We start from the raw sequence: 18,838 nt of genomic DNA on the forward strand, positions 1-18,838 counted from the left end.
ATGGATAGACACTTGAGAGATTAGATTTTGAAAGAGCCTAAAGTTTTTATTTCATATAGCTGGTCAAGTCCTTCTCATGAACGTTGGGTTCTGGATCTTGCAGAAAATCTTATGGCTTCAGGAGTAGAGGTTAAACTTGATAAATGGGATCTGAGACCTGGGGGAGATGCTGTTGCCTTTATGGAGTCAATGGTAGCCGATAAGACTATTGATAAGGTTTTAATAATTTCAGATAAGAACTATTCGGAAAAGGCCGATGAGCGGCGAGGTGGGGTAGGGACAGAGACTCAAATTATTTCTAAGAAGGTGTATGAGCAAGTCGACCAAGAAAGATTTATCGCGGTCATCGCGGAAAAGGACGAAGAAGGTAAAGCGTATACGCCCATTTTCTATCATTCTCGACTGTACATTGATCTTAGCAGTCCAGAAACCTATTCTGAAGGATTCGAAGAGCTGATTCGATGTATCTACGGACAGCCTCAGTATCAGCGGCCGAAGCTAGGGAAAAAACCCGATTTTCTTAATAAAGAAGTTGCTATAAATTTAGGTACTGCTCCATTGGCTCGCAGAGCCATAACCTTAATTAAAGAAGGGAAAAATATTGCTGGTGCTGCGTTAGAGGAGTACCTGATGGTGTATTCGGAGAATTTGGAACGTATCCGAATTAAGCTGAATAGTGAAGTGCTGTTTGATGATCAAGTTGTTGAAAATATTACAGAGTTTGTTTCGTGTAGGAACGAATTGCTGCAAGTGATTACAAGTGCGGTACGTTATTTGGATCAACAAGAAGCTGCGGATTTTCTTCACAAGTTTTTAGAGAGTATTTTGAAATATCAAGAAGCCCCTGAGCACCTAAATGTTTGGAGGGAAACGGATTTTGATAACTATAAGTTCATTGTTCATGAGATATTTTTGTATGCTATAACCATTTGTCTGAAATATGGTAAATTTTCTATAGTGGCTCAATTGTTGGATAGGTCTTATTACGTTAACTCACGTCGCTCGGTAGCGTACCTTTCCGGCTACGAGTGCTTTTATAAGGATGTTGGCGCGTTAAATCAGAGGAATAGTCGTCTTAACCTTAATAGGTTATCGCTAAGCGCAGATCTTACAAAGGAGTTAAATAGTACTAGTGGCATAGACTTTTCCAATCTAATGCAAGCGGATTTCCTTTTGTTTACACGATGTGAGATTCACCGTGGACATTGGTGGCCTAAAACTCTCGTGTACTTAGGCCACTTTCCAGGCGCTTTTGAAATTTTTATTAGGTCCGCTTCAGCGCAGTATTTTGAGAACCTGAAGCAAGTTCTCAAAGTGAATGGCAAAACTGAACTTGAAAAGTTCGCGGTTGATGCTACACAGCGCGGAGGTCATTACTACGGTTTCGGTAGATTGGGCGTCGACTGGAAGAGACTTTTGAATCTTGATGATCTCGGAAGCTTACCCTGACGACCTTGGCCTAACTATTGCCTCCGGCTGCATGGGGGCATTTGAGAGAGTAATGCTGTTAGGTCGAGAGCAATAGGCCCTTCGCTTGTAAGGTCCAGAGAGATATTACGGAACAAGGACGGATCGGTCGCAATGGTGATTACTATCCGATTCACAGAGAATGCAGTGCTATTGATTACCTAAAATCTTGTAGCTTGCGTTTGTAGCGTAACAATTTTTATTACCCCGTTTATTTAATTCAATTTTTCCACCATTGTCAAATTAATGGCATTTTAGGGGGGTATTTCCTTCCTCTTCGGGTAGCCAGAAATAGCTTGTTTTTTTATTCATCTTCGATCCTCATGTGATGTCCTTTTGCGGTTTAAATGCAGTTCGAGGGTATAAAATTTGTCAATGTCAGGTGGTTTAGCATTATCATTTGATCCTCGCGAGGTGACTCTAAATATATTGATGTAAAATTGCGTCTTTGATTCCTTATCTCTGAGTTTGATAAAATTTGAAGGTTAAGAGCTGGGGCAGTCGTGTATTTATGAACTATTTATTTTGCTTTCGACCGAAGCTGCTTTTCGGACCAGTGTAATAAGGGCAGCGGCATCGTTGAACCTGTCGGTTCAGTCGAATTGTTGGATAGGGGACAGCTATGGAAGCCAAGCGGCTTCCATAGTACTTAGCTTCGGCGCTTTAATTGCTGATCGATGAGGCACAGCTCTGCTTTGATCGCATTGAGGGTGAGGCTTTGTATCGTTGTATTTTTCTGCCAGCGAGAGTCCGTGAGCTTTAGCAGGCCGCTCAGATGGGCTTTCCTCGCTTTCAACGTTTCGGTACTACTGAGGCTGTTCTGCGTGGCAGTGTTCATAGTGCTGGTCCTTGGGCATTGTTTAAACAGCCCACACACGTGGGCTGTTTCAGGCAGGACGGGTCGTTACAAGGCCAGCACGTCGTGTACGGCGTACCGCGCTGAGCGCTCAGAGAGGTCACTCCAAGCCCAGCTGTTGAAGTTTTCGCCTTGCTCTGGAACGTTGAGCTTGAACAGCGCAACCGGATCTCGGTCGATCATTCGACGCGCCGCACAAAGTTGTCCGCCAACATCGAGCAATGCTTGAGCGGCCTCATTCCACTTCTCTTCGAGCACCGCGTTTGCGAGGTGCAGCGCCTTGTTCTCAATTTTCTGATGTTCTTGTTGCGCTTCAGAAATGTGCTGATCGATGGTGGCCAGCTCTTGTTCCAGAGCGCTGATCATCAGCTGCTGACGACGGTTTTGCTCGGCTACTGTCGCGAGGTTTTTCGCGGCTTTTTGAGCGTCAGCATTCGCGGTCTTCTCGCCCTCGGTATCGCCCCAGGCGACAGCCTGGGCAAAGGCAGTCGCCGCTTCTGTCTCGGCCTGACGTGCCTTCGCCATTTCGTCTGTGGCTTGCTGACGGATTTCATTCAGGCGGACGCCGACACTCTGCCGCTTTTCGTTGAGCTCGTGCTCGTCGGCTTTCCAGGTCGTCATGGCATCACGGTATCCGGCCATCAGCGTTTCGTGATTGACGATGTTTTCGCGTCGAACAATTTTTTGATTCAACCGATCAATTTCAAAGTCCAGCGAATCACATTTTCTTTTCCGGTCGGCGTACTGATCCTGCACGTCCCGCTCCCGGCCTCGCTGGATAGACTCGGGGGCGGCTAGAGCAGTCTCATATTGCAAGAGTTCGGCTCGCAGGCGTTCCAGTTCGGTGGTCAGTTGTTCACGGCGGTCTTTCAGTTCTTGGATGTCGTTCATAGTTTCGTCTCTGTGCTATTCGATGGGGTTGGGTTGAGCGGCTGGCGAGGCCGGGAATGAGCCGGCGCTACCTCGATCAGTAGGATGCCTTCAGGCAGCCCGAGCCTCGCTCTCATCCGTTCCCGGAATCGTCTTCACGATGTAGCAGCGTTGCGGGCCTAGACCGGGCAACCGGACCAAACTCGATGCCTTGCCGTCGCTACCAGGTTCCAGCACACCCCGGTGCAGCAGCTCCTTGTTCACTGCGTTGATGTTCATGCCCCGGAATATCTCGGATCGCCATGCCTCGGGCAGCACATAGTAGGTGTGGGTGGTGTGCATGGTGTCGCCCATGCCGTGCTCTAGCGTCTTGCGAAAGCCCAGGCGGTCGATGGTGCGTGGCCCGTGCTCGTCGATCTTCGCGGCGGCGGTTTCCCAGCGGGTGAAGCGGCTTTCACCAAAGCGCTCGATGATCTGGCGCAGACGGGCCAAGATCGCATCGCCTTCAAGGTTTCCGGCACCGCCACGCTCATTCAGCCACGCGCTCAGGCACACACGTGCCGCCGTGGTTGCGGTGCCGTCAGGCCAGCCAGTGATACCGAACGCAGTGGCCAGCTCTCCAGCTGCTGCGGCCAGCCCAAAGCGTGCAGCGGCTCGATGTGCCTGCCCGCTGGCCGAGGCGGGGAGGGCTTTGGCAACGAACCCTTCCAAAGTCCGTCGGAGGATGGTCGACCATCCGTGCATCTTCCCGGGCTCGCAAAGGGCCGCCAGGAACGCGGTGAGTGGCGTGCCGTAGTATTTGGCTACCCGAGCCTTGAGCGCGTCAGAGAGGGCCGCTGCGTCGTCGAAGCCACTCAACACGTCAAACATGCCGAGGCCTTTACTGGCGTCCGCCGGTACGGCGAGCATGCGCACTTCCATGCCGGCTTTCAGTTCCTTGTTTGCCTCGGCCATGTGCTGCGCCAACGTCTTCTCGCCCGTGGAGAGAAACAGCAAGCGCCACTCCTGTACCTGTCGGCCTGCTTGTCCTCGATCATTGGCGCGAGCCTTGCCGGTGCGTCATCGCGCTGGGTCGGTTATCAAGGCTCAGCATAGGACGCGGATCGGGCAGATCTTGCGGCGCTATTGAGTGGTTTTGCCGTCGGCGCGTTTGCACCAGTTCAACGGCGTCGGGCCGAAGGTGGAAGCGATAAAGCGCCACGGTGGCTGGCTTTGCATTGCGGTGGGGAAGGGTAGGGGTAGACAGAGGTGGACAGCCAGAAACAAGAAAGCCCGCACGAGGCGGGCTTCTTGAGGTGATTCATAGACTGCTGTAGACATCTATGGATCGGTACTTGGTGGCTACACAGGGACTTGAACCCCGGACCCCAGCATTATGAATGCTATGCTCTAACCAACTGAGCTATGTAGCCAAGTGGCGCGCATTATTCGCCGGTAACGAAGATGTGTCAAGCGTAAATCTGAAATATTTCTCTGCGCTTTCAACCGCTTAACAATCCCTGCCGCAAATCCCCGTCAGCTGAGCTGAAATCTCCCCGTGTTGGCACTCAAGGCCTTGCTTCCCTGGCTCAGGGTGTCCGCCGCCACGTTCACGGCCCGTGCGCCTTCGAGCAAGCGCATGGCCGCCTGGTCGACCTGCTGGATATTGCCGCTGACCTCGTCGGCGGTGCTGGCTTGTTCATCCACGGCGGTGGCGATTTGCGCCAGGGTGTCGGTGACACTTTGCACGGCGCTGGCAATTTCTCCCAGCCGTTCGCCCAGGCCGGTGACGGCTTGGGCGTCGGTCTGGGCCTGGCCGCAGGCGGCTTCCATCAGGCTGACGGCCTCGTTGACTGTGGCACGCAGGCTGTCGACGGTGCCGGCAATCTGTTGCGTGGAAGACTGGGTGCGTTGCGACAGGCTGCGGACCTCATCGGCCACCACGGCGAAACCACGGCCCTGTTCCCCGGCGCGAGCCGCTTCGATGGCGGCATTGAGGGCCAGAAGATTGGTCTGCTCGGCCACGCCACGGATGGTATCGACCACCAGTTGGATCTGCTGCCCTTGTTCGCTGACTCGCCCCAGTGCGGCGGCGGTTTCGTTGAGCCGCTGGTTGAGCTGCTGGATGCTCGCCGTGGTGCGCTGGCTGTCACGGCTGCTGTCGGTGGCGATGCGGCGGGTCTGCTGGGCACTGTCGGAAGCCTGTTCACAACTCTTGGCCACGCCCTGGGAGGTGGCGGCCAGTTGCGTCGCGGCGGCGGCGATCTGGCTGATTTGCATCTGCTGGGCCTCGACTTCTCCCAGGGCGCCGCTGGAGTGGGTATTGAGGGTGCGCACGGCATTGCTCAACTGCAACGTTTCGTGATCCACCCCCAGCAGGCTGGTGCGCAACTGCACCACGGCGACGTTGAGGGCGGTGCTGATGGCCGCCAATTCATCGCGCCCTTGCACCGGCACTTGCAGGCTGAGATTGCCGTCGCGCAGGGCCTCGGCCAGCAGGGTGATGCCGCTGGCGCTGCGCCGGATCGACGCTTGCAGGCACACAAAAAGATACAGCGCCGCCAGCAGCAGGCAGCCCAGCACTGTCGCTACCAGGGCGAACTGGCGAATCGCCGAACCTTGGTAGTGATCCAGCCGCGTATCCAATGCCACCAGTGATTCCTGCCGCAGGGTCGCCAAGTCGGTGAGGAGGGCGTCCATGTGTTTTTCGAAGTCTTCCGGCTTCAAGTTGATGGAGCCGCCGAACACGCCGTCATCCAGCACTTTCAGGCCGGCGTCCAAGTGCTTGAGGCTGCCTTGGAATTGTCCGGCCCAGGTTTGCAAATCGCTGGGCAGGCGGGTTTCCAGCAATGCTCCGGTCTTGACCAGTTGGTCCCGGGCGTCACCGATACGGCTGCGCAGGTCCCGCAGTTGCAGGCGGCTCTGCAGCGTGAACTGGCCCGACACCACGGAGGCCTGGCCAACGCTGGCCAGGCGGCCGACCCGTTCGATCAGGTCCGGTGTCTGCTGGGTCGAAATCTGGGTCAGCAGGTAGGTTTCCAGCCAGGAGGCGAGGGTCAGGCGGTTGTCCATGACCATTTGTTCGCGCAAGGCTTGCAGGGCGCTGAGGGCCGCGGTGAAACGGTCATAGCCGTCCGGCCACCACCCCACGCTGCCCAGGCTCTTGGAGTCCAGACCGTTGAGGCTGGTTTGCAGGGCTTGATAACGGGCAAGCGTGTCGGCTTCGGCACCTTCGCTTTGCAAGGTGGTGCCCAGGTCACTGGCGGCCTGGTTGAGGGCCGGCTGCACCGCATCGAAGGCCGCCATGGCGGCCAGCGTCGCGGGTGTCGGCTGCCGATTGGTCTCGGTGGCGCGCCAGCGGGCGGCGCGGTTGCGCTGGGCGGTGAGCAGGTTGTCGAGATTATCCAGGGCCAGCAATTGGCGAACGCCGGCACGCTCTCCGGAAATCAGGCTGAGCTTGTCGCGATAGTCCTGGCCGATGAGCCACAGGCTGCCCATGAGCGGCAGTATAAAAAGCAGGAACAGCAATTGGAATTTGCGGGCGAAGCCGAAATGCCCCAATAACCTGATTCCCGGTGATAGAAACGCCTGCATGCCCATACTCCCCTGAACACCCATGCACTGTTTTTGTGCGTTTTTTACACAGTGCTAAAACGGGTGCCCTTTTAAAAGGCCTCGAAAGTTTGTCCAAATCGGCTTGGTAGGCCAGCTCTGTAGCGAAACTTCCCATTCTCGGTCTCCTTTGTAAGGAGCCGCGTTATAGCTCATTAACAAGGCAAGATTCAGACCATGGCGTTGGGCTATCACCTTGGAATGGGACAATTTTTTCAAGGTCGATAGCAAGCTAAGGGGATAGCCTTGTCGCACCGAAAAATGGCACATTGACGCACCTGCCCATGTGCACCCTCTCGTATGGAAACTCCCATGGCTATCAGCAATACCCAGGCCGCCACCCCTTCCGTTGCCGCCCCGGCGCAAAGCAGCCCGTTGGTCATGCGCATCATCGGCGCCGTGGCGCTGGCGCACTTGATCAACGATTTGATCCAGGCCGTGCTGCCCTCGATCTACCCGATGCTCAAGGACAGCTATGGCCTGACCTTCACCCAGGTTGGCCTGATCACCCTGACGTTCCAGTTGACCGCATCTTTGTTACAGCCCTGGGTCGGCTATCACACGGATCGCCATCCCAAGCCCTGGCTGCTGCCGGCCGGGACGGTGTGCACGCTGATCGGCATTGTGATGATGTCCATGGTCGGTAGTTTTGCCTTGATCCTATTGGCGGCGGCATTGATCGGTATCGGCTCGTCGACCTTCCACCCGGAAGCATCACGTGTGGCACGACTGGCGTCGGGTGGACGCTACGGGCTGGCGCAATCGACGTTCCAGGTGGGCGGTAACGCCGGCTCTGCCTTCGGCCCGCTGCTGGCGGCGGTGATCATCATTCCCTACGGGCAGGGCAATGTGGCCTGGTTCGGGTTGTTCGCCCTGTTTGCGTTGTTCGTGCTGTACCGCATCAGCCGCTGGTACGCCAATCATTTGAACCTGTTCAAGCTCAAGCAAGGCCAGGCGGCCACCCATGGCCTATCCAAGGGCCGGGTCTTGAGTGCGCTGGTGGTGCTGGGGCTGCTGGTGTTTTCCAAGTACTTCTACATGGCCAGTTTTACCAGCTACTTCACGTTCTATCTGATCGAGAAGTTCGACCTGTCGGTGGCCTCTTCGCAGTTGTACCTGTTCCTGTTCCTCGGCGCAGTGGCGGCGGGGACCTTTTTTGGCGGACCGATTGGCGACAGGATCGGGCGCAAGGCGGTGATCTGGTTCTCGATCCTCGGCGTGGCGCCGTTCACCCTGATTCTGCCTCACGTCGACCTGCTGTGGACCAGCATCCTCAGCGTGGTCATCGGCTTCATCCTCGCTTCGGCGTTCTCGGCCATCGTCGTGTACGCCCAGGAGCTGGTGCCGGGCAATGTCGGGATGATCGCCGGCGTGTTCTTCGGGCTGATGTTCGGCTTCGGCGGGATTGGCGCCGCGCTGCTGGGGCATCTGGCGGACATTCGTGGCATTGAGTACGTGTATTGGTTGTGCTCGTTCTTGCCGTTGCTCGGGGTGCTGGCGATTTTCTTGCCGAGGACCAAAAAAGTCTGATCCGCCTCCAGATGGCCGTTACCAATGAATATCGAGTTTTATGCTGAAAAATCTTTTGATCAGAACGGTGACCGCCGCCATGGGTAAGCGTAAACGCAAGACACTGCCGAAGGATTTCGGTCAGTTGCTGGAACAGGCCTCGTTTGCCGAGCTGGTCGCCGTGTTCGATGCGTGCGAGCTTGAAGCCACCGGCGGTTACAGCAAGAGCACCGCGCTGGGCTTTTACAACTGTCCCGACGAACTGGTCCGCTGGTTGGTGGAGCAGGGCGCCGATATCAATGCCCGTGACACTTACCAACGAACGCCCCTGCATCATCGCAGTTCGAGTTGGATCGGGGGTATCGACCTGCTGCTGGATTTGGGCGCCGATATCGAGGCGCAGGATTACCAGGGCTACACGCCGTTGCATGCCGCGGCCAACAGCCACAAAGCCGAGGCCATCGCGGCCCTGATCCGCCGTGGCGCCAATGTCGACGCCAAGAGTCGGCAGGGGCACGGTGTCCTGCATATTGCCTTGGCCACTACCCGCAACGCCGATATCGAGGCCACCGCGAAAATCGCCCAGACCCTGTTGGCGGCAGGGCTGCAGCGCGATGAAGGCATGCTCGTTGAAGTGCAACGCATCGGCCGTGAATTCGAATTTCACCGAGCCTCTTTCAACCCGGACTACCTCGAGGCAACGGACGCTGCCCTGACCCGTCTTTATCGCCTTTTCGACGTCGCGCCCGTTGCCTCTCGCAAGGTTCACGACGGTCAGGCCGCCATCGTCGTGACGGCCAGTGGCTGGCCAGACCAGCATCAACAATTGTGGGAGTTGCTGGTGCCATCCTCGGGCGCCGCAACGACGGCGCAGGGTGAGGTGATCCGCATCAGTGGCCGTATCTCCCGAGAGATCCACCACAACGGATCGGCCAACTGGGACGCCGATTTCAAAACGATGTTGGTGGCTCTGGTCGATCATCTGGGCAGCGCCGTGCCCTTGCCTGAGGCCGACCTCGCGCAAGCCCGGACACTGGCCGCCGTCCTGCGGGGTGGCAACGATGATGGCGAGCAGACTGATCGTCTCTGTGAATTGGCCGTGCGTTGGGTGATCGCCAACCCGCAGCCGGTGCCATTGGCGGCACCTTCCTACGGTAGGTGACGCCCACCTCTTCAGGATCCAATAGCCCGGCGCGACACCTCGTGCGTCGGTGTTGAATTACGACCAAAGTACTGTTTTGTATAACGCCTAAGTTCGATTTTGTATAAAAGTCGAGCGTGTTAATTTGGTGCTGTGGTTATTGGTCTGAATGGATTCTGCGATATTGTTCAAGCGTAACCCCAGGGTTACTGGAAAAGCAGGGATCGCGCATTCTTTCCACCTATCGCCCTTATGTGCCCTGGCACTTAAGGCCTTCGGTTCTTGATCTGAATACCTCTAGCTGCTTTCAGGTGGATAGAGCGGATTTACGCCCCAACCTGCCACGTTTCAAATATTTATAAAGCGCTGCATCGCCGTGCCCTTTCAAGGCGTTTGTCTTGTGGGCAGCGTAAACAGCCGTGATCGATTGTTATTTGCCGCGTCGTGCACAAGTTAGAGGCCGTCGTCTTTAGCGTTGGCAATCAATAGAATCAGGCAGGGGATGATATGAAGTTCAAGTCATTGCAGGCACGCATTTGTGTCACGGCAGGCGTATGCCTGTTTGTTGCATCCGTCAGTCTGGTTGTCTACGGGCTGTTTACCGCTCGGACCAATGAGCAATACGTCGCTTCCGAAGTCTCGGCGCTGGTTGAAACGTCAACGATCCGGGAAATCCAGAACCTGGCCGAGTCCCGTGCCAATGCCATCCAGGCCAAGTTGCAGAATGCGCTGGACGCCGCCCGCACCATGGCCAACACCTTTGCCGCCAGCAAGGCCGCGCAAAGTCCCTTGGCGTTGGGGCGCGAGCAGATCAACAGCGTATTGCTCAGCGTCCTCAAGGATAACCCGGACTTCAACGGCACCTACTCCTGCTGGGAACCCGATGCGTTGGACGGCCAGGATCCGGCGTTCCGTAATGCTGCCGATGGCAATAATCCCCTGACGGGACGTTTCACGCCTTACTGGACTCGCAGCGCCGACGGTCGTGTCGCGGTGCAGCCACTGGTCGAGTATGACTCCCCGGATCGCCATCCCAACGGTGTGCCCAAGGGCGGCTGGTACAGCGGCCCGCGCGACACCCTGAAGGAGAGCGTGCTCGATCCCATTCCCTATGTGGTCCAGGGCAAGAACGTCTGGCTGACCACCCTGTCGGTGCCGATCGTGGCCAACGGCAAGTTTTACGGTGTGGTCGGGGCTGACTTCGATATCGCCTTTATCCAGAAACTCAGTGAGCAGATGTCTGCCGAGCTCTACGGCGGCAAAGGCACGGTTTCGATCCTGAGTAACCAGGGCCTGGTGGTCGCGGACAGCCAGCGCACCGACCTGATCGGGCAATCCATCAAGGCCTTGTTGCCTGATTCCTGGGAAAAAGTGCTCAGCGATATCCAGGGCGGTCGGGGTGACGGCCTGCTCAATCCGCAAACCCAGAATATCGAAGTGCTGATGCCCATTGCCCTCGGTCGCACAGGCAAGCCCTGGGCGGTGCTGATTCGCTTGCCCAAGGCCGTGGTCATGGCCCAGGCCATCGCCCTGGAGCAGGAGTTGCAAGCGCGCAGTATCAGCAACAGCATCTGGCAAGTGTCGGTAGGGCTGGGCATTTCCCTGTTGGCGTTGGTCGCCCTCTGGTTCGCCACGGCGAAAATCGTCGGGCCGATCCGCGAGGCCGCGGCGTTGGCCGCCAACATCAGCCTGGGCGACTTCTCGCGCCGCCTGGTGCAGCAATCCGAGGATGAAGTCGGGCAACTGTCTGCCGCACTCAATGACATGTCCGAAAGCCTGCAGCGGCAGGTGAGGGTGGCCGAGCGTATTTCCGAAGGGGATCTGGACCTGGAGGTCCGGTTGTCGTCGCCCCACGATACCCTCGGCAAGTCACTGGAGAAGATGGTCAGCAACCTGAACCAGCTGATTTCCGAGGTGCAGACCAGCGCCACCCAGATTACCGGCAGCTCGGCGCAGGTCACCGACCTGAGCCAGTCGTTGTCCGATGGTGCGTCGAACTCCGCGTCGTCCATTACCGAAATCAGCGCGGTGATGACGCAAATGGCTGCGCAGACCCGGGACAACGCCGCCAACGCCAAGAAAGCCGATGAGCAATCCCAGGCATCACGGGCCGATGCGGGGGAGAGCGATAAGTTGATGAGCGAGCTGATTGCCGCGATGGCTGAAATCGATAACTCGGGCAAGGACATCACCGCGATCATCACCACCATCGACAATATTGCCGCTCAAACCAATCTGTTGGCGCTGAACGCGGCCATCGAAGCCGCCCGGGCGGGTGAGCTTGGGCGCGGTTTCGCCGTCGTCGCCGACGAAGTCCGCAGCCTGGCCGCCCGCAGCGCCGAGGCCGCCCAGCAGACGGCGGCATTGATCGCCGACTCATCGAGCAAGACCCAGCGCGGCATGATCATCGCCGGCCGGACCGCCGAATCGCTGAAAAACATCGTCACCGGCACCAGCGCGGTTTCCAACCTGGTTTCGCTGATCTACCAGGCCTCCAGCGAGCAGGCTTCGGGCTTGCAGCAGGCCAGCATCGGCTTGGAGCAGATCGATGAAGTGACGCAGAAAAACCAGTCCAACTCGCAAGAGTGCGCGGTGGCGGCCAAGGACCTTTCGGAGCGAGCCTCACTGATGCAGCGTGTGTTGGGACGTTTCAAGGTCAAAAGGGGTGGGCTAAAGCACAAGACTTCCGATTGAAAAAGCGGATAATGGCCGCCTATTTTTTGCTCGTGATGCTGGTAATCCCGTATGGAAATCAAGGTCAACTTTCTCGACAACCTTCGACTTGAAGCCAAGTTTGATGACTTTACGGTGGTGGCCGATCAACCTATCCGCTACAAGGGCGACGGCTCGGCCCCCGGGCCGTTCGATTACTTCCTGGCTTCGTCGGCGTTGTGCGCGGCTTACTTTGTGAAGTTGTATTGCCAGACGCGCAATATTCCCACCGATAACATTCGCCTGTCGCAGAACAATATTGTCGATCCGGAAAATCGCTACAACCAGATCTTCAAGATCCAGGTCGAACTCCCGGCGGATATCAGCGACAAGGACCGCCAAGGTATTTTGCGTTCCATCGACCGTTGCACGGTGAAGAAGGTCGTGCAAGCCGGGCCTGAGTTTGTCATTGAGGAGGTGGACAACCTCGACGCCGATGCCCAGGCGTTGCTGATGCCCAATTCGGTTTCCCAAGCGGGCACCTACATCGCCGGCAAGGACCTGCCGCTGGAACAGACCATCGCCAATATGTCGGGTATTTTGGCGGCCCTGGGCATGAAGATCGAGATCGCTTCGTGGCGCAATATCGTGCCCAATGTGTGGTCGCTGCATATTCGCGATGCCCACTCGCCGATGTGTTTTACCAATGGCAAGGGCGCGACCAAAGAGGCCGCCCTGGCGTCGGCGTTGGGCGAGTTCATCGAGCGACTGAACTGCAATTTTTTCTACAACGATCAGTTCTGGGGCGAAGACATCGCCAACGCGGCGTTTGTGCATTACCCGGACGAACGCTGGTTCAAGCCTGGCCGTAAAGATGCGCTGCCAGCGGAAATCCTCGACGAGTATTGCCTGAACATCTACAACCGCGACGGCGAGCTGCGTGGCTCCCACCTGATCGACACCAACTCGGGTAATGAAGAGCGCGGCATCTGCTCGCTGCCGTACGTGCGCCAGTCGGACGGCGAGGTGGTGTATTTTCCGTCCAACCTGATTGAAAACCTGTTCCTGAGCAACGGCATGAGCGCCGGTAACACGCTGGCCGAAGCTCAAGTGCAATGCCTGTCGGAGATTTTCGAGCGCGCGGTCAAACGCGAGATCATCGAAGGTGAATTCGCACTGCCGGATGTACCGGCCAACGTGCTGGCGAAGTACCCGGGCATCATGGCCGGTATCCAGGCGCTGGAAGAGCAGGGGTTCCCCGTCCTGGTGAAGGATGCCTCCCTGGGGGGCGAATTCCCGGTGATGTGCGTCACGTTGATGAACCCGCGTACCGGCGGTGTGTTTGCCTCGTTCGGCGCACACCCGAGCCTGGAAGTGGCGCTGGAACGCAGCCTGACCGAATTGTTGCAGGGCCGCAGTTTCGAAGGCCTCAACGATTTGCCCCAACCGACGTTCGAGGGGCATGCGGTGACCGAGCCGAATAACTTCGTCGAGCACTTCATCGACTCCAGCGGCGTGGTGTCGTGGCGCTTTTTCAGTGCCAAGTCAGATTACGAATTCGTGGAGTGGGACTTCTCCGGCCAGGGTGAAAACTCGAATGCCGAGGAGGCCGCGACCTTGTTCGGCATTCTCGAAGGCATGGGCAAGCAAGTGTACATGGCGGTCTACGAGCACATCGGCGCGAAAGCCTGCCGCATCCTGGTGCCGGGTTATTCGGAAATCTATCCCGTGGACGATCTGATCTGGGATAACACCAACAAAGCGCTGTTTTTCCGCGCCGACATCCTGAACCTGCACAGCCTGGACGAAGACGAACTGCAAGCGCTGGTCGAGCGTCTGGTGGAAAGCGAGCTGGACGACTACACCGACATCACCACCTTGATCGGCATCGAGTTCGATGACAACACGGCTTGGGGCCAGTTGACGATCCTGGAGTTGAAGCTGTTGATCTATCTGGCCTTGCAGCAGTTCGAAGAGGCGAAGGAAGCGGTGGAAACCTTCTTGCAGTACAACGACAACACGGTTGAGCGCGGGTTGTTCTACCAGGCCGTGAATGTGGTGCTGGAGATGAAGCTGGACGAAGACCTGGAACTGGAAGACTACGAGGCCAATTTCCGCCGGATGTTTGGCAACGAGCGGATGGATGCGGCGATCGGCTCGGTGGACGGCAGCGTGCGCTTCCATGGCTTGACGCCGACCAGCATGAAGCTGGAGGGTCTCGATAGACACCTGCGCCTGATCGACAGCTACAAAAAACTGCACGCGGCGCGGGCCAATGTGTCGGCTTTACCTTCCGGGCTCGCCCCGTCGCTTGGCTGAATCCCGGCACTTGCATGGGGTTCGGTTTTTTCCGAACCCCGAGGCTCAGTCAAACGGAACGAAATCGCAGGATCTGCGCGCCGTCGAAAGGGTCGATCAGGTAATGGGCGTGCACGCCGAACGTAGCCTGCAAGCGTTGCGGGGTCAGCACCTCCAGAGGCTTGCCTAGCGCCACCAGCCGACCCCGCTCCAGTACCGCCAGGCGGTCACAGGTCAACGCCTGGTTCAGGTCGTGCAGGGCGATGACCGTCGTGACAGGTAGCGCTTGCACGACTTTCAGGATGGCGAGCTGATGCTGGATATCCAGGTGATTGGTGGGTTCGTCCAGCAAGAGAATCTGTGGGCGCTGGGCCAGGGCCCGAGCGATGTGGACACGTTGGCGTTCACCGCCGGACAGACTGTGCCAGGTGCGGTTTTTCAAGTGCGCCGCATCGACGTCCCACAGCGCCTGCTGGACGATGGCGGCGTCTTCGTTTGACCACGGGCTCAAGGCTGATAGCCACGGCGTTCGGCCCAAGGCAACGGCGTCGAACACGCTGATCGCATCCAGTGTGTCGGCCTGTTGCTCAACCACGGCCAGGGTCTGCGCGACGGTTCGCCGTGCCAGCGTCTTGAGGGGCTGGTTGTTGAGCTGAATGTCGCCCCGGCTGGGGGCACGTACGCCCGCCAGAAGTTTGAGCAGTGTGGATTTTCCCGAACCGTTGGGCCCGACGAGGCCCAGGGTTTCGCCCCGACGGATGTCGAGGTGGATATCGTGCAACAACTCGGCGTCCCGCACATGGAACCCGAGGCCGGAACAACTCAGCACGGATTCGCCGATGACAGCGGTGACGGCATTCATCGGGCATTTCTCCGACCGATCAGGATCAACGCGAACACCGGAGCGCCCACCAGTGCAGTGATGACGCCGACCGGGATGACTTGGCCTTTGATCAGCGTTCGGGAGAATACATCGGCGGCGATCAGGAACACCGCGCCACCCAACGCGCTTGCCGGCAACAGGCGCGCATGCCGGGTGCCCAGCAACAAACGCACGGCATGGGGAATGACCAGCCCGACGAAACCGATGGAGCCCACGATCGACACCATCACCGCTGTCACCAGTGCCGCGCAACTGATCAGCAGAAATTGCACCCGGCGTACCGGAATGCCGAGGGAGGCGGCCGAGTCGGCGCCAAAGGTAAAGGCGTCCAGCGCCCGCCGATGCCACAGGCACACCGCGAGACCGATCAATGCCACGGGCACCGACAGCCACACCGACGGCCAACGGACCCCACTGAGATTTCCCAGCAACCAGAACATGATGCCGCGAGCTTGTTCGGAGCTGGCGGACTTGGTAATCAGAAACGCGGTGAGCGCATTGAACAACTGCGAGCCGGCAATGCCGGCCAGGATGATCTGCCCGGTGCCAGCGGGTGAGCGACTGGCACGGGCCAGCAAAACGACCACGGCGAACGCGGCAACGGCCCCGGCGAAGGCCCCGGCCGACAACGAAACCAGACCCGCCCCAATGCCCAGCAGCGCCACCAGTACCGCGCCTGTCGAGGCGCCGGCGGAGATGCCGAGCAGGTAAGGATCGGCCAACGGGTTGCGCAACAGCGATTGCAAGATCACCCCGCAGGTCGCCAGGCCCGCACCGCAGGCCGCTGCCACCAGCGCACGGGTCAGCCGGTAGTTCCAGACGATGCCTTCGTCTATCGGGTCGAGGGTATAACCTGCCGCCCACAGTTTGTTGGCCAGCACCTGGAACACCACACTCGGCTCGATACTCGTTTCACCGATGGCCACACCGGCAATCACCGCCAGGAGCAGCGTCACCAACGCCAGCAACGTTCGAATCAGCGTCGGAATCATTTCGGCAGGTCGTAGCCGCTGATGGCCGTCGCCAGGGTTTCCAGGCCGTCGAACATTCTGATGCTCGCTTGCATGGCCATCGCATCGAGAATGATGATGCGGTTGTTTTTCACCGCGTCCATATTGCGGGTCACCGGGTCACTGCGCAGGAATTGCAGCTTCTTTTCATGGTCATCCGCTGGAAAACGTCGGCGATCCATGCGGGCAATGACCAGGAAGGTCGGGTTGGCCTTGGCGATGGTTTCCCAGCCGACGGTCGGCCATTCCTCATCGGATTCAACCACGTTGCGCACGCCCAGGGTACTGAGCATGAAGTCAGGAATGCCCTTGTGCCCGGCTACGTAGGGGTCAATGTCCAGACTGGCGCTGGAGAACCAGAACAGCGCACTCGTCTGCTTCAGATCCTTGGCCTGCACCGTGGCGATAGACTTCGCCAGGCTGGCCTTGAGTTGGGCGTTCAACTGCTGGCCACGCTCCTGTACGTCGAAGATTTCAGCCAACTGGCTGATGCTCTTGTAGATACTGTCGATGCGAAACGCCTCCAGCCGCGTGCCATCCGCACCGACCAGATTATCCTTGGCCTCGCAATCGGAGGGCATCAGGTAGGTCGGGATCTTCAGTTCATGAAACTGCTGGCGGGTACCGACCACGCCTTGCGGCCCGACCATCCATTCCAGTTCCACCGCCACCAGTTGCGGACGTTTGCCGATCACCGCCTCGAAGCTCGGCTCGTTATCGGCCAGGCGTTCGATCTTGTCGTTCTGCGCCTTGTACTTCATCTGCACATCGTTGAACCAGAGCGAAGTGCCGACCACCTTGTCGCTCAACCCCATGGCATAGAGCATTTCAGTGCCGGCCTGGCCAATGGTCACGGCGCGACTGGGTGCTTGCTCAAAGGTCAGTGTGCTGCCGCAGTTCTCGAGGGTCAGGGGATAGTGAGTCGGGGCCGCGTGGGCGAGGCTCGGCAGACCCAGGGCAATGACGAAGGGGACAAGGCGGGGCAGCAGCATGATGCAAACTCCAGTTGACCGTACACGGAGCAGGGGACGGACTGGAAAACACATCATCGAACGCTGTCGCTGCCGATCGGCCCAGTGACGCGCAACGCAAGGATGCTCTTCCCGGACACCCCGCCGGTTAGTGATTGACTTGGCCGGCAGGTCTCCTGACTGATGCGTCATCGCCTGGCTCCAGCCTTCCCGGGGCGATCCCAGTGGCCATTGAGGAGCAGGCTCAGCACCTACAGTTGCGGGGGCAGTTCCGTTTGATGCCGTGCGAGGCATCTCGGATTCCCTATTAGTCCCGTGGGGGAACCGGCGGTCGGCATGTTAGTCGATCGGGGTGTTTATCACCACTCGCCACTGAGAGGCGTTCTCCTGGCATCGTACGATTGCGGGAATGATTTTCGGGAGGTGCGGCATAGCGCCGCTTCTTGCTATTCTGATCGCCCTCTTCATGGACGAACACTGAGACAAGCCATGGTTAACTACACCCCGTCACACATCGGGAAGATATTGCTGGGCCTGCTGTTTGCCCTGATTGGTATCGGTTTGTTGAGCATTGCCATCAATCTCACGCTTGAGCGACGCGAGTTTCTCGACCGCGCACAGACCGCCGATGGCATCGTCAGCCACTTGAATGCCGGTGGTTCGCATCCTGAGATCGCCTTCACCACGAGCAGCGGTGAAAACATCTCCTACCCCCAGGGTGGCTTCATCTTCGGCTATCAGCAGGGTCAGCCGGTGCGGGTGCATTACCTGCCCGAGCAGCCGGCCAACAGCGCCATCGTCGATGACTCGGCCGCGCTCTGGGGCACTTCCGGGATCCTGGGTCTTATCGGTCTGGTGTTCACGCTCGTCGGTCTGGCAAAAGCTATCCGTCAGCGCGGTCGCGGTACGGTTCATTCACATAAAGGACTTTAACGTATGAGCTACAACATCCCGATCCCGGTCAATGAAAGTCGCTGGCAGTATCAGACCGCCAGCGGCGGCGGCCTGACCGTGGTCATGGTGGCGGGCAGTGGCGGTTCGATCATCCTGCGTTCGCCCCAGGGCGAGGACGTCAGCTACCGCTACGGCGGCGTCGGAGTAGGTGCCGGATTTGGTGCGCGGCTGCCGCGTTTCGGCAAGATCAATATCCAGATCAAGGGCAAGGGCGTGTCGGCAGCGGGGGCGGCGGAGGCCTTTCCCAGCACCGGCAAGGTGTTTGTCAACGATGCCTTGGCCGCTCGCGACCTGACCAGTGACAACATCACCGGGCCTTGCATGTACACCGAAGTAGGGGTGGGCCTGGGAATCGGTGGTTCGGCCACGGCGCTGTTGTTCGGGCTTGATCCCAAGTTGCTGGCGTTGTCGATGGCACTTAATTCCAACCCGGCGACCTCGCTCATCGCTTCCACCCTGGTCAACCAGCGGCTGGCGAAGTCGGCCAAGGGAGCATTGGTCATGGCCGGTATAAACGCTGGCCTGCAGGCCGGTGGTGGTGGCGCGATTTACATAGGTTATCTGTTCTAGCCAGGTTGTAGGAGTGAGCAAGACCACAGTGCCAATCAATTAGCTCTGCTCATGAAGCGCCCGCTG

General features: G+C 58.2%; 13 protein-coding genes, 1 tRNA gene, 2 pseudogenes and 1 riboswitch. Of the genes and pseudogenes, 8 read left to right on the forward strand and 8 right to left on the reverse strand.

Translation table 11 applies throughout. From position 1 onward, the window contains the following. The first annotated feature begins 27 nt into the window (after positions 1-27). On the forward strand, positions 28-1,449 hold the full coding sequence (locus BLQ55_RS00190; RefSeq protein WP_092251748.1) for an SEFIR domain-containing protein: 1,422 nt from the start codon (positions 28-30) through the stop codon (positions 1,447-1,449). 667 nt (positions 1,450-2,116) lie between these two features. Here the strand turns inward: BLQ55_RS00190 and BLQ55_RS00195 are convergent. The 5 genes and pseudogenes from BLQ55_RS00195 to BLQ55_RS00220 all read right to left on the reverse strand — a co-directional run bounded on the left by BLQ55_RS00195 (position 2,117) and on the right by BLQ55_RS00220 (position 6,766). Continuing rightward, on the reverse strand, positions 2,117-2,305 hold the full coding sequence (locus BLQ55_RS00195) for a hypothetical protein (RefSeq protein ID WP_092251750.1): 189 nt from the start codon (positions 2,303-2,305) through the stop codon (positions 2,117-2,119). Positions 2,306-2,371: 66 nt separating this feature from the next. Further along, complete coding sequence (locus tag BLQ55_RS00200) at positions 2,372-3,214, reverse strand: coiled-coil domain-containing protein (protein WP_092251752.1); 843 nt, start codon at positions 3,212-3,214, stop codon at positions 2,372-2,374. A 90-nt stretch (positions 3,215-3,304) separates the two neighbouring features. Next, positions 3,305-4,249: pseudogene (locus BLQ55_RS00205) on the reverse strand (DNA/RNA helicase, superfamily II protein); the annotation flags it as partial. A 279-nt stretch (positions 4,250-4,528) separates the two neighbouring features. Next, positions 4,529-4,605: transfer RNA gene (locus BLQ55_RS00215), tRNA-Met, on the reverse strand. 103 nt (positions 4,606-4,708) lie between these two features. After that, positions 4,709-6,766 carry a methyl-accepting chemotaxis protein gene (locus BLQ55_RS00220; RefSeq protein ID WP_092251756.1) on the reverse strand — a complete coding sequence of 686 codons (2,058 nt, stop codon included), beginning with the start codon at positions 6,764-6,766 and terminating at the stop codon, positions 4,709-4,711. A 330-nt stretch (positions 6,767-7,096) separates the two neighbouring features. Between BLQ55_RS00220 and BLQ55_RS00225 the strand changes: the two genes are divergently transcribed. The 5 genes and pseudogenes from BLQ55_RS00225 (at position 7,097) to BLQ55_RS00240 (ending at position 14,405) form a co-directional block, all read left to right on the forward strand. After that, positions 7,097-8,314, forward strand: a complete 1,218-nt coding sequence (locus BLQ55_RS00225; RefSeq protein ID WP_092251758.1) for an MFS transporter — start codon at positions 7,097-7,099, stop codon at positions 8,312-8,314. A gap of 79 nt (positions 8,315-8,393) precedes the next feature. Further along, entirely contained in the window at positions 8,394-9,455 is a 1,062-nt protein-coding gene (locus BLQ55_RS00230; RefSeq protein WP_092252116.1) for an ankyrin repeat domain-containing protein, read from the forward strand. Positions 9,456-10,181: 726 nt separating this feature from the next. Then, positions 10,182-11,204 (forward strand): annotated as a pseudogene (locus tag BLQ55_RS32720) (HAMP domain-containing protein); the annotation flags it as partial. 111 nt (positions 11,205-11,315) lie between these two features. Next, complete coding sequence (locus tag BLQ55_RS32725) at positions 11,316-12,128, forward strand: methyl-accepting chemotaxis protein (protein ID WP_371128511.1); 813 nt, start codon at positions 11,316-11,318, stop codon at positions 12,126-12,128. 51 nt (positions 12,129-12,179) lie between these two features. Then, positions 12,180-14,405, forward strand: a complete 2,226-nt coding sequence (locus tag BLQ55_RS00240) for an OsmC domain/YcaO domain-containing protein (RefSeq protein ID WP_092251762.1) — start codon at positions 12,180-12,182, stop codon at positions 14,403-14,405. 49 nt (positions 14,406-14,454) lie between these two features. Here the strand turns inward: BLQ55_RS00240 and BLQ55_RS00245 are convergent, their stop codons facing one another. Genes BLQ55_RS00245 through BLQ55_RS00255 form a run of 3 tightly spaced genes read right to left on the reverse strand, consistent with a single transcriptional unit; the run spans position 14,455 to position 17,269 of the window. Further along, positions 14,455-15,246 (reverse strand): ABC transporter ATP-binding protein, encoded by a 792-nt coding sequence (locus BLQ55_RS00245; protein ID WP_092251764.1) that lies wholly within the window; start codon positions 15,244-15,246, stop codon positions 14,455-14,457. Continuing rightward, positions 15,243-16,259 (reverse strand): FecCD family ABC transporter permease, encoded by a 1,017-nt coding sequence (locus BLQ55_RS00250; RefSeq protein WP_092202485.1) that lies wholly within the window; start codon positions 16,257-16,259, stop codon positions 15,243-15,245. The genes BLQ55_RS00245 and BLQ55_RS00250 overlap by 4 nt, the downstream gene beginning before the upstream one ends. Further along, entirely contained in the window at positions 16,256-17,269 is a 1,014-nt protein-coding gene (locus BLQ55_RS00255) for an ABC transporter substrate-binding protein (RefSeq protein WP_092202487.1), read from the reverse strand. Before BLQ55_RS00255 ends, BLQ55_RS00250 begins: the two co-directional genes overlap by 4 nt. 127 nt (positions 17,270-17,396) lie before the next feature. After that, positions 17,397-17,592, reverse strand: a riboswitch (cobalamin riboswitch). 145 nt (positions 17,593-17,737) lie between these two features. On the opposite strand from BLQ55_RS00255, the gene BLQ55_RS00260 reads away from it, so the two are divergent. Next, the gene (locus BLQ55_RS00260) at positions 17,738-18,181 is read left to right on the forward strand and encodes a DUF3592 domain-containing protein (protein ID WP_092251766.1); all 444 of its coding nucleotides are present in this window, start codon (positions 17,738-17,740) and stop codon (positions 18,179-18,181) included. Between the two features lie 3 nt (positions 18,182-18,184). After that, complete coding sequence (locus tag BLQ55_RS00265; protein ID WP_092251768.1) at positions 18,185-18,772, forward strand: hypothetical protein; 588 nt, start codon at positions 18,185-18,187, stop codon at positions 18,770-18,772. Positions 18,773-18,838: the final 66 nt, after the last annotated feature.

This window comes from Pseudomonas sp. NFACC13-1 (assembly GCF_900104425.1).
In the GTDB taxonomy this organism is placed as follows: domain Bacteria; phylum Pseudomonadota; class Gammaproteobacteria; order Pseudomonadales; family Pseudomonadaceae; genus Aquipseudomonas; species Aquipseudomonas fluorescens_AA.

Bases quoted from the DNA above. Each gene is read 5' to 3' on its own strand.
- BLQ55_RS00195 (WP_092251750.1), bottom strand. From the start codon at position 2,305: ATGAACACTGCCACGCAGAACAGCCTCAGTAGTACCGAAACGTTGAAA.
- BLQ55_RS00200 (WP_092251752.1), bottom strand. From the start codon at position 3,214: ATGAACGACATCCAAGAACTGAAAGACCGCCGTGAACAACTGACCACC.
- BLQ55_RS00220 (WP_092251756.1), bottom strand. From the start codon at position 6,766: ATGCAGGCGTTTCTATCACCGGGAATCAGGTTATTGGGGCATTTCGGC.
- BLQ55_RS00225 (WP_092251758.1), top strand. From the start codon at position 7,097: ATGGCTATCAGCAATACCCAGGCCGCCACCCCTTCCGTTGCCGCCCCG.
- BLQ55_RS00230 (WP_092252116.1), top strand. From the start codon at position 8,394: ATGGGTAAGCGTAAACGCAAGACACTGCCGAAGGATTTCGGTCAGTTG.
- BLQ55_RS32725 (WP_371128511.1), top strand. From the start codon at position 11,316: ATGGTCAGCAACCTGAACCAGCTGATTTCCGAGGTGCAGACCAGCGCC.
- BLQ55_RS00240 (WP_092251762.1), top strand. From the start codon at position 12,180: ATGGAAATCAAGGTCAACTTTCTCGACAACCTTCGACTTGAAGCCAAG.
- BLQ55_RS00245 (WP_092251764.1), bottom strand. From the start codon at position 15,246: ATGAATGCCGTCACCGCTGTCATCGGCGAATCCGTGCTGAGTTGTTCC.
- BLQ55_RS00250 (WP_092202485.1), bottom strand. From the start codon at position 16,259: ATGATTCCGACGCTGATTCGAACGTTGCTGGCGTTGGTGACGCTGCTC.
- BLQ55_RS00255 (WP_092202487.1), bottom strand. From the start codon at position 17,269: ATGCTGCTGCCCCGCCTTGTCCCCTTCGTCATTGCCCTGGGTCTGCCG.
- BLQ55_RS00260 (WP_092251766.1), top strand. From the start codon at position 17,738: ATGGTTAACTACACCCCGTCACACATCGGGAAGATATTGCTGGGCCTG.
- BLQ55_RS00265 (WP_092251768.1), top strand. From the start codon at position 18,185: ATGAGCTACAACATCCCGATCCCGGTCAATGAAAGTCGCTGGCAGTAT.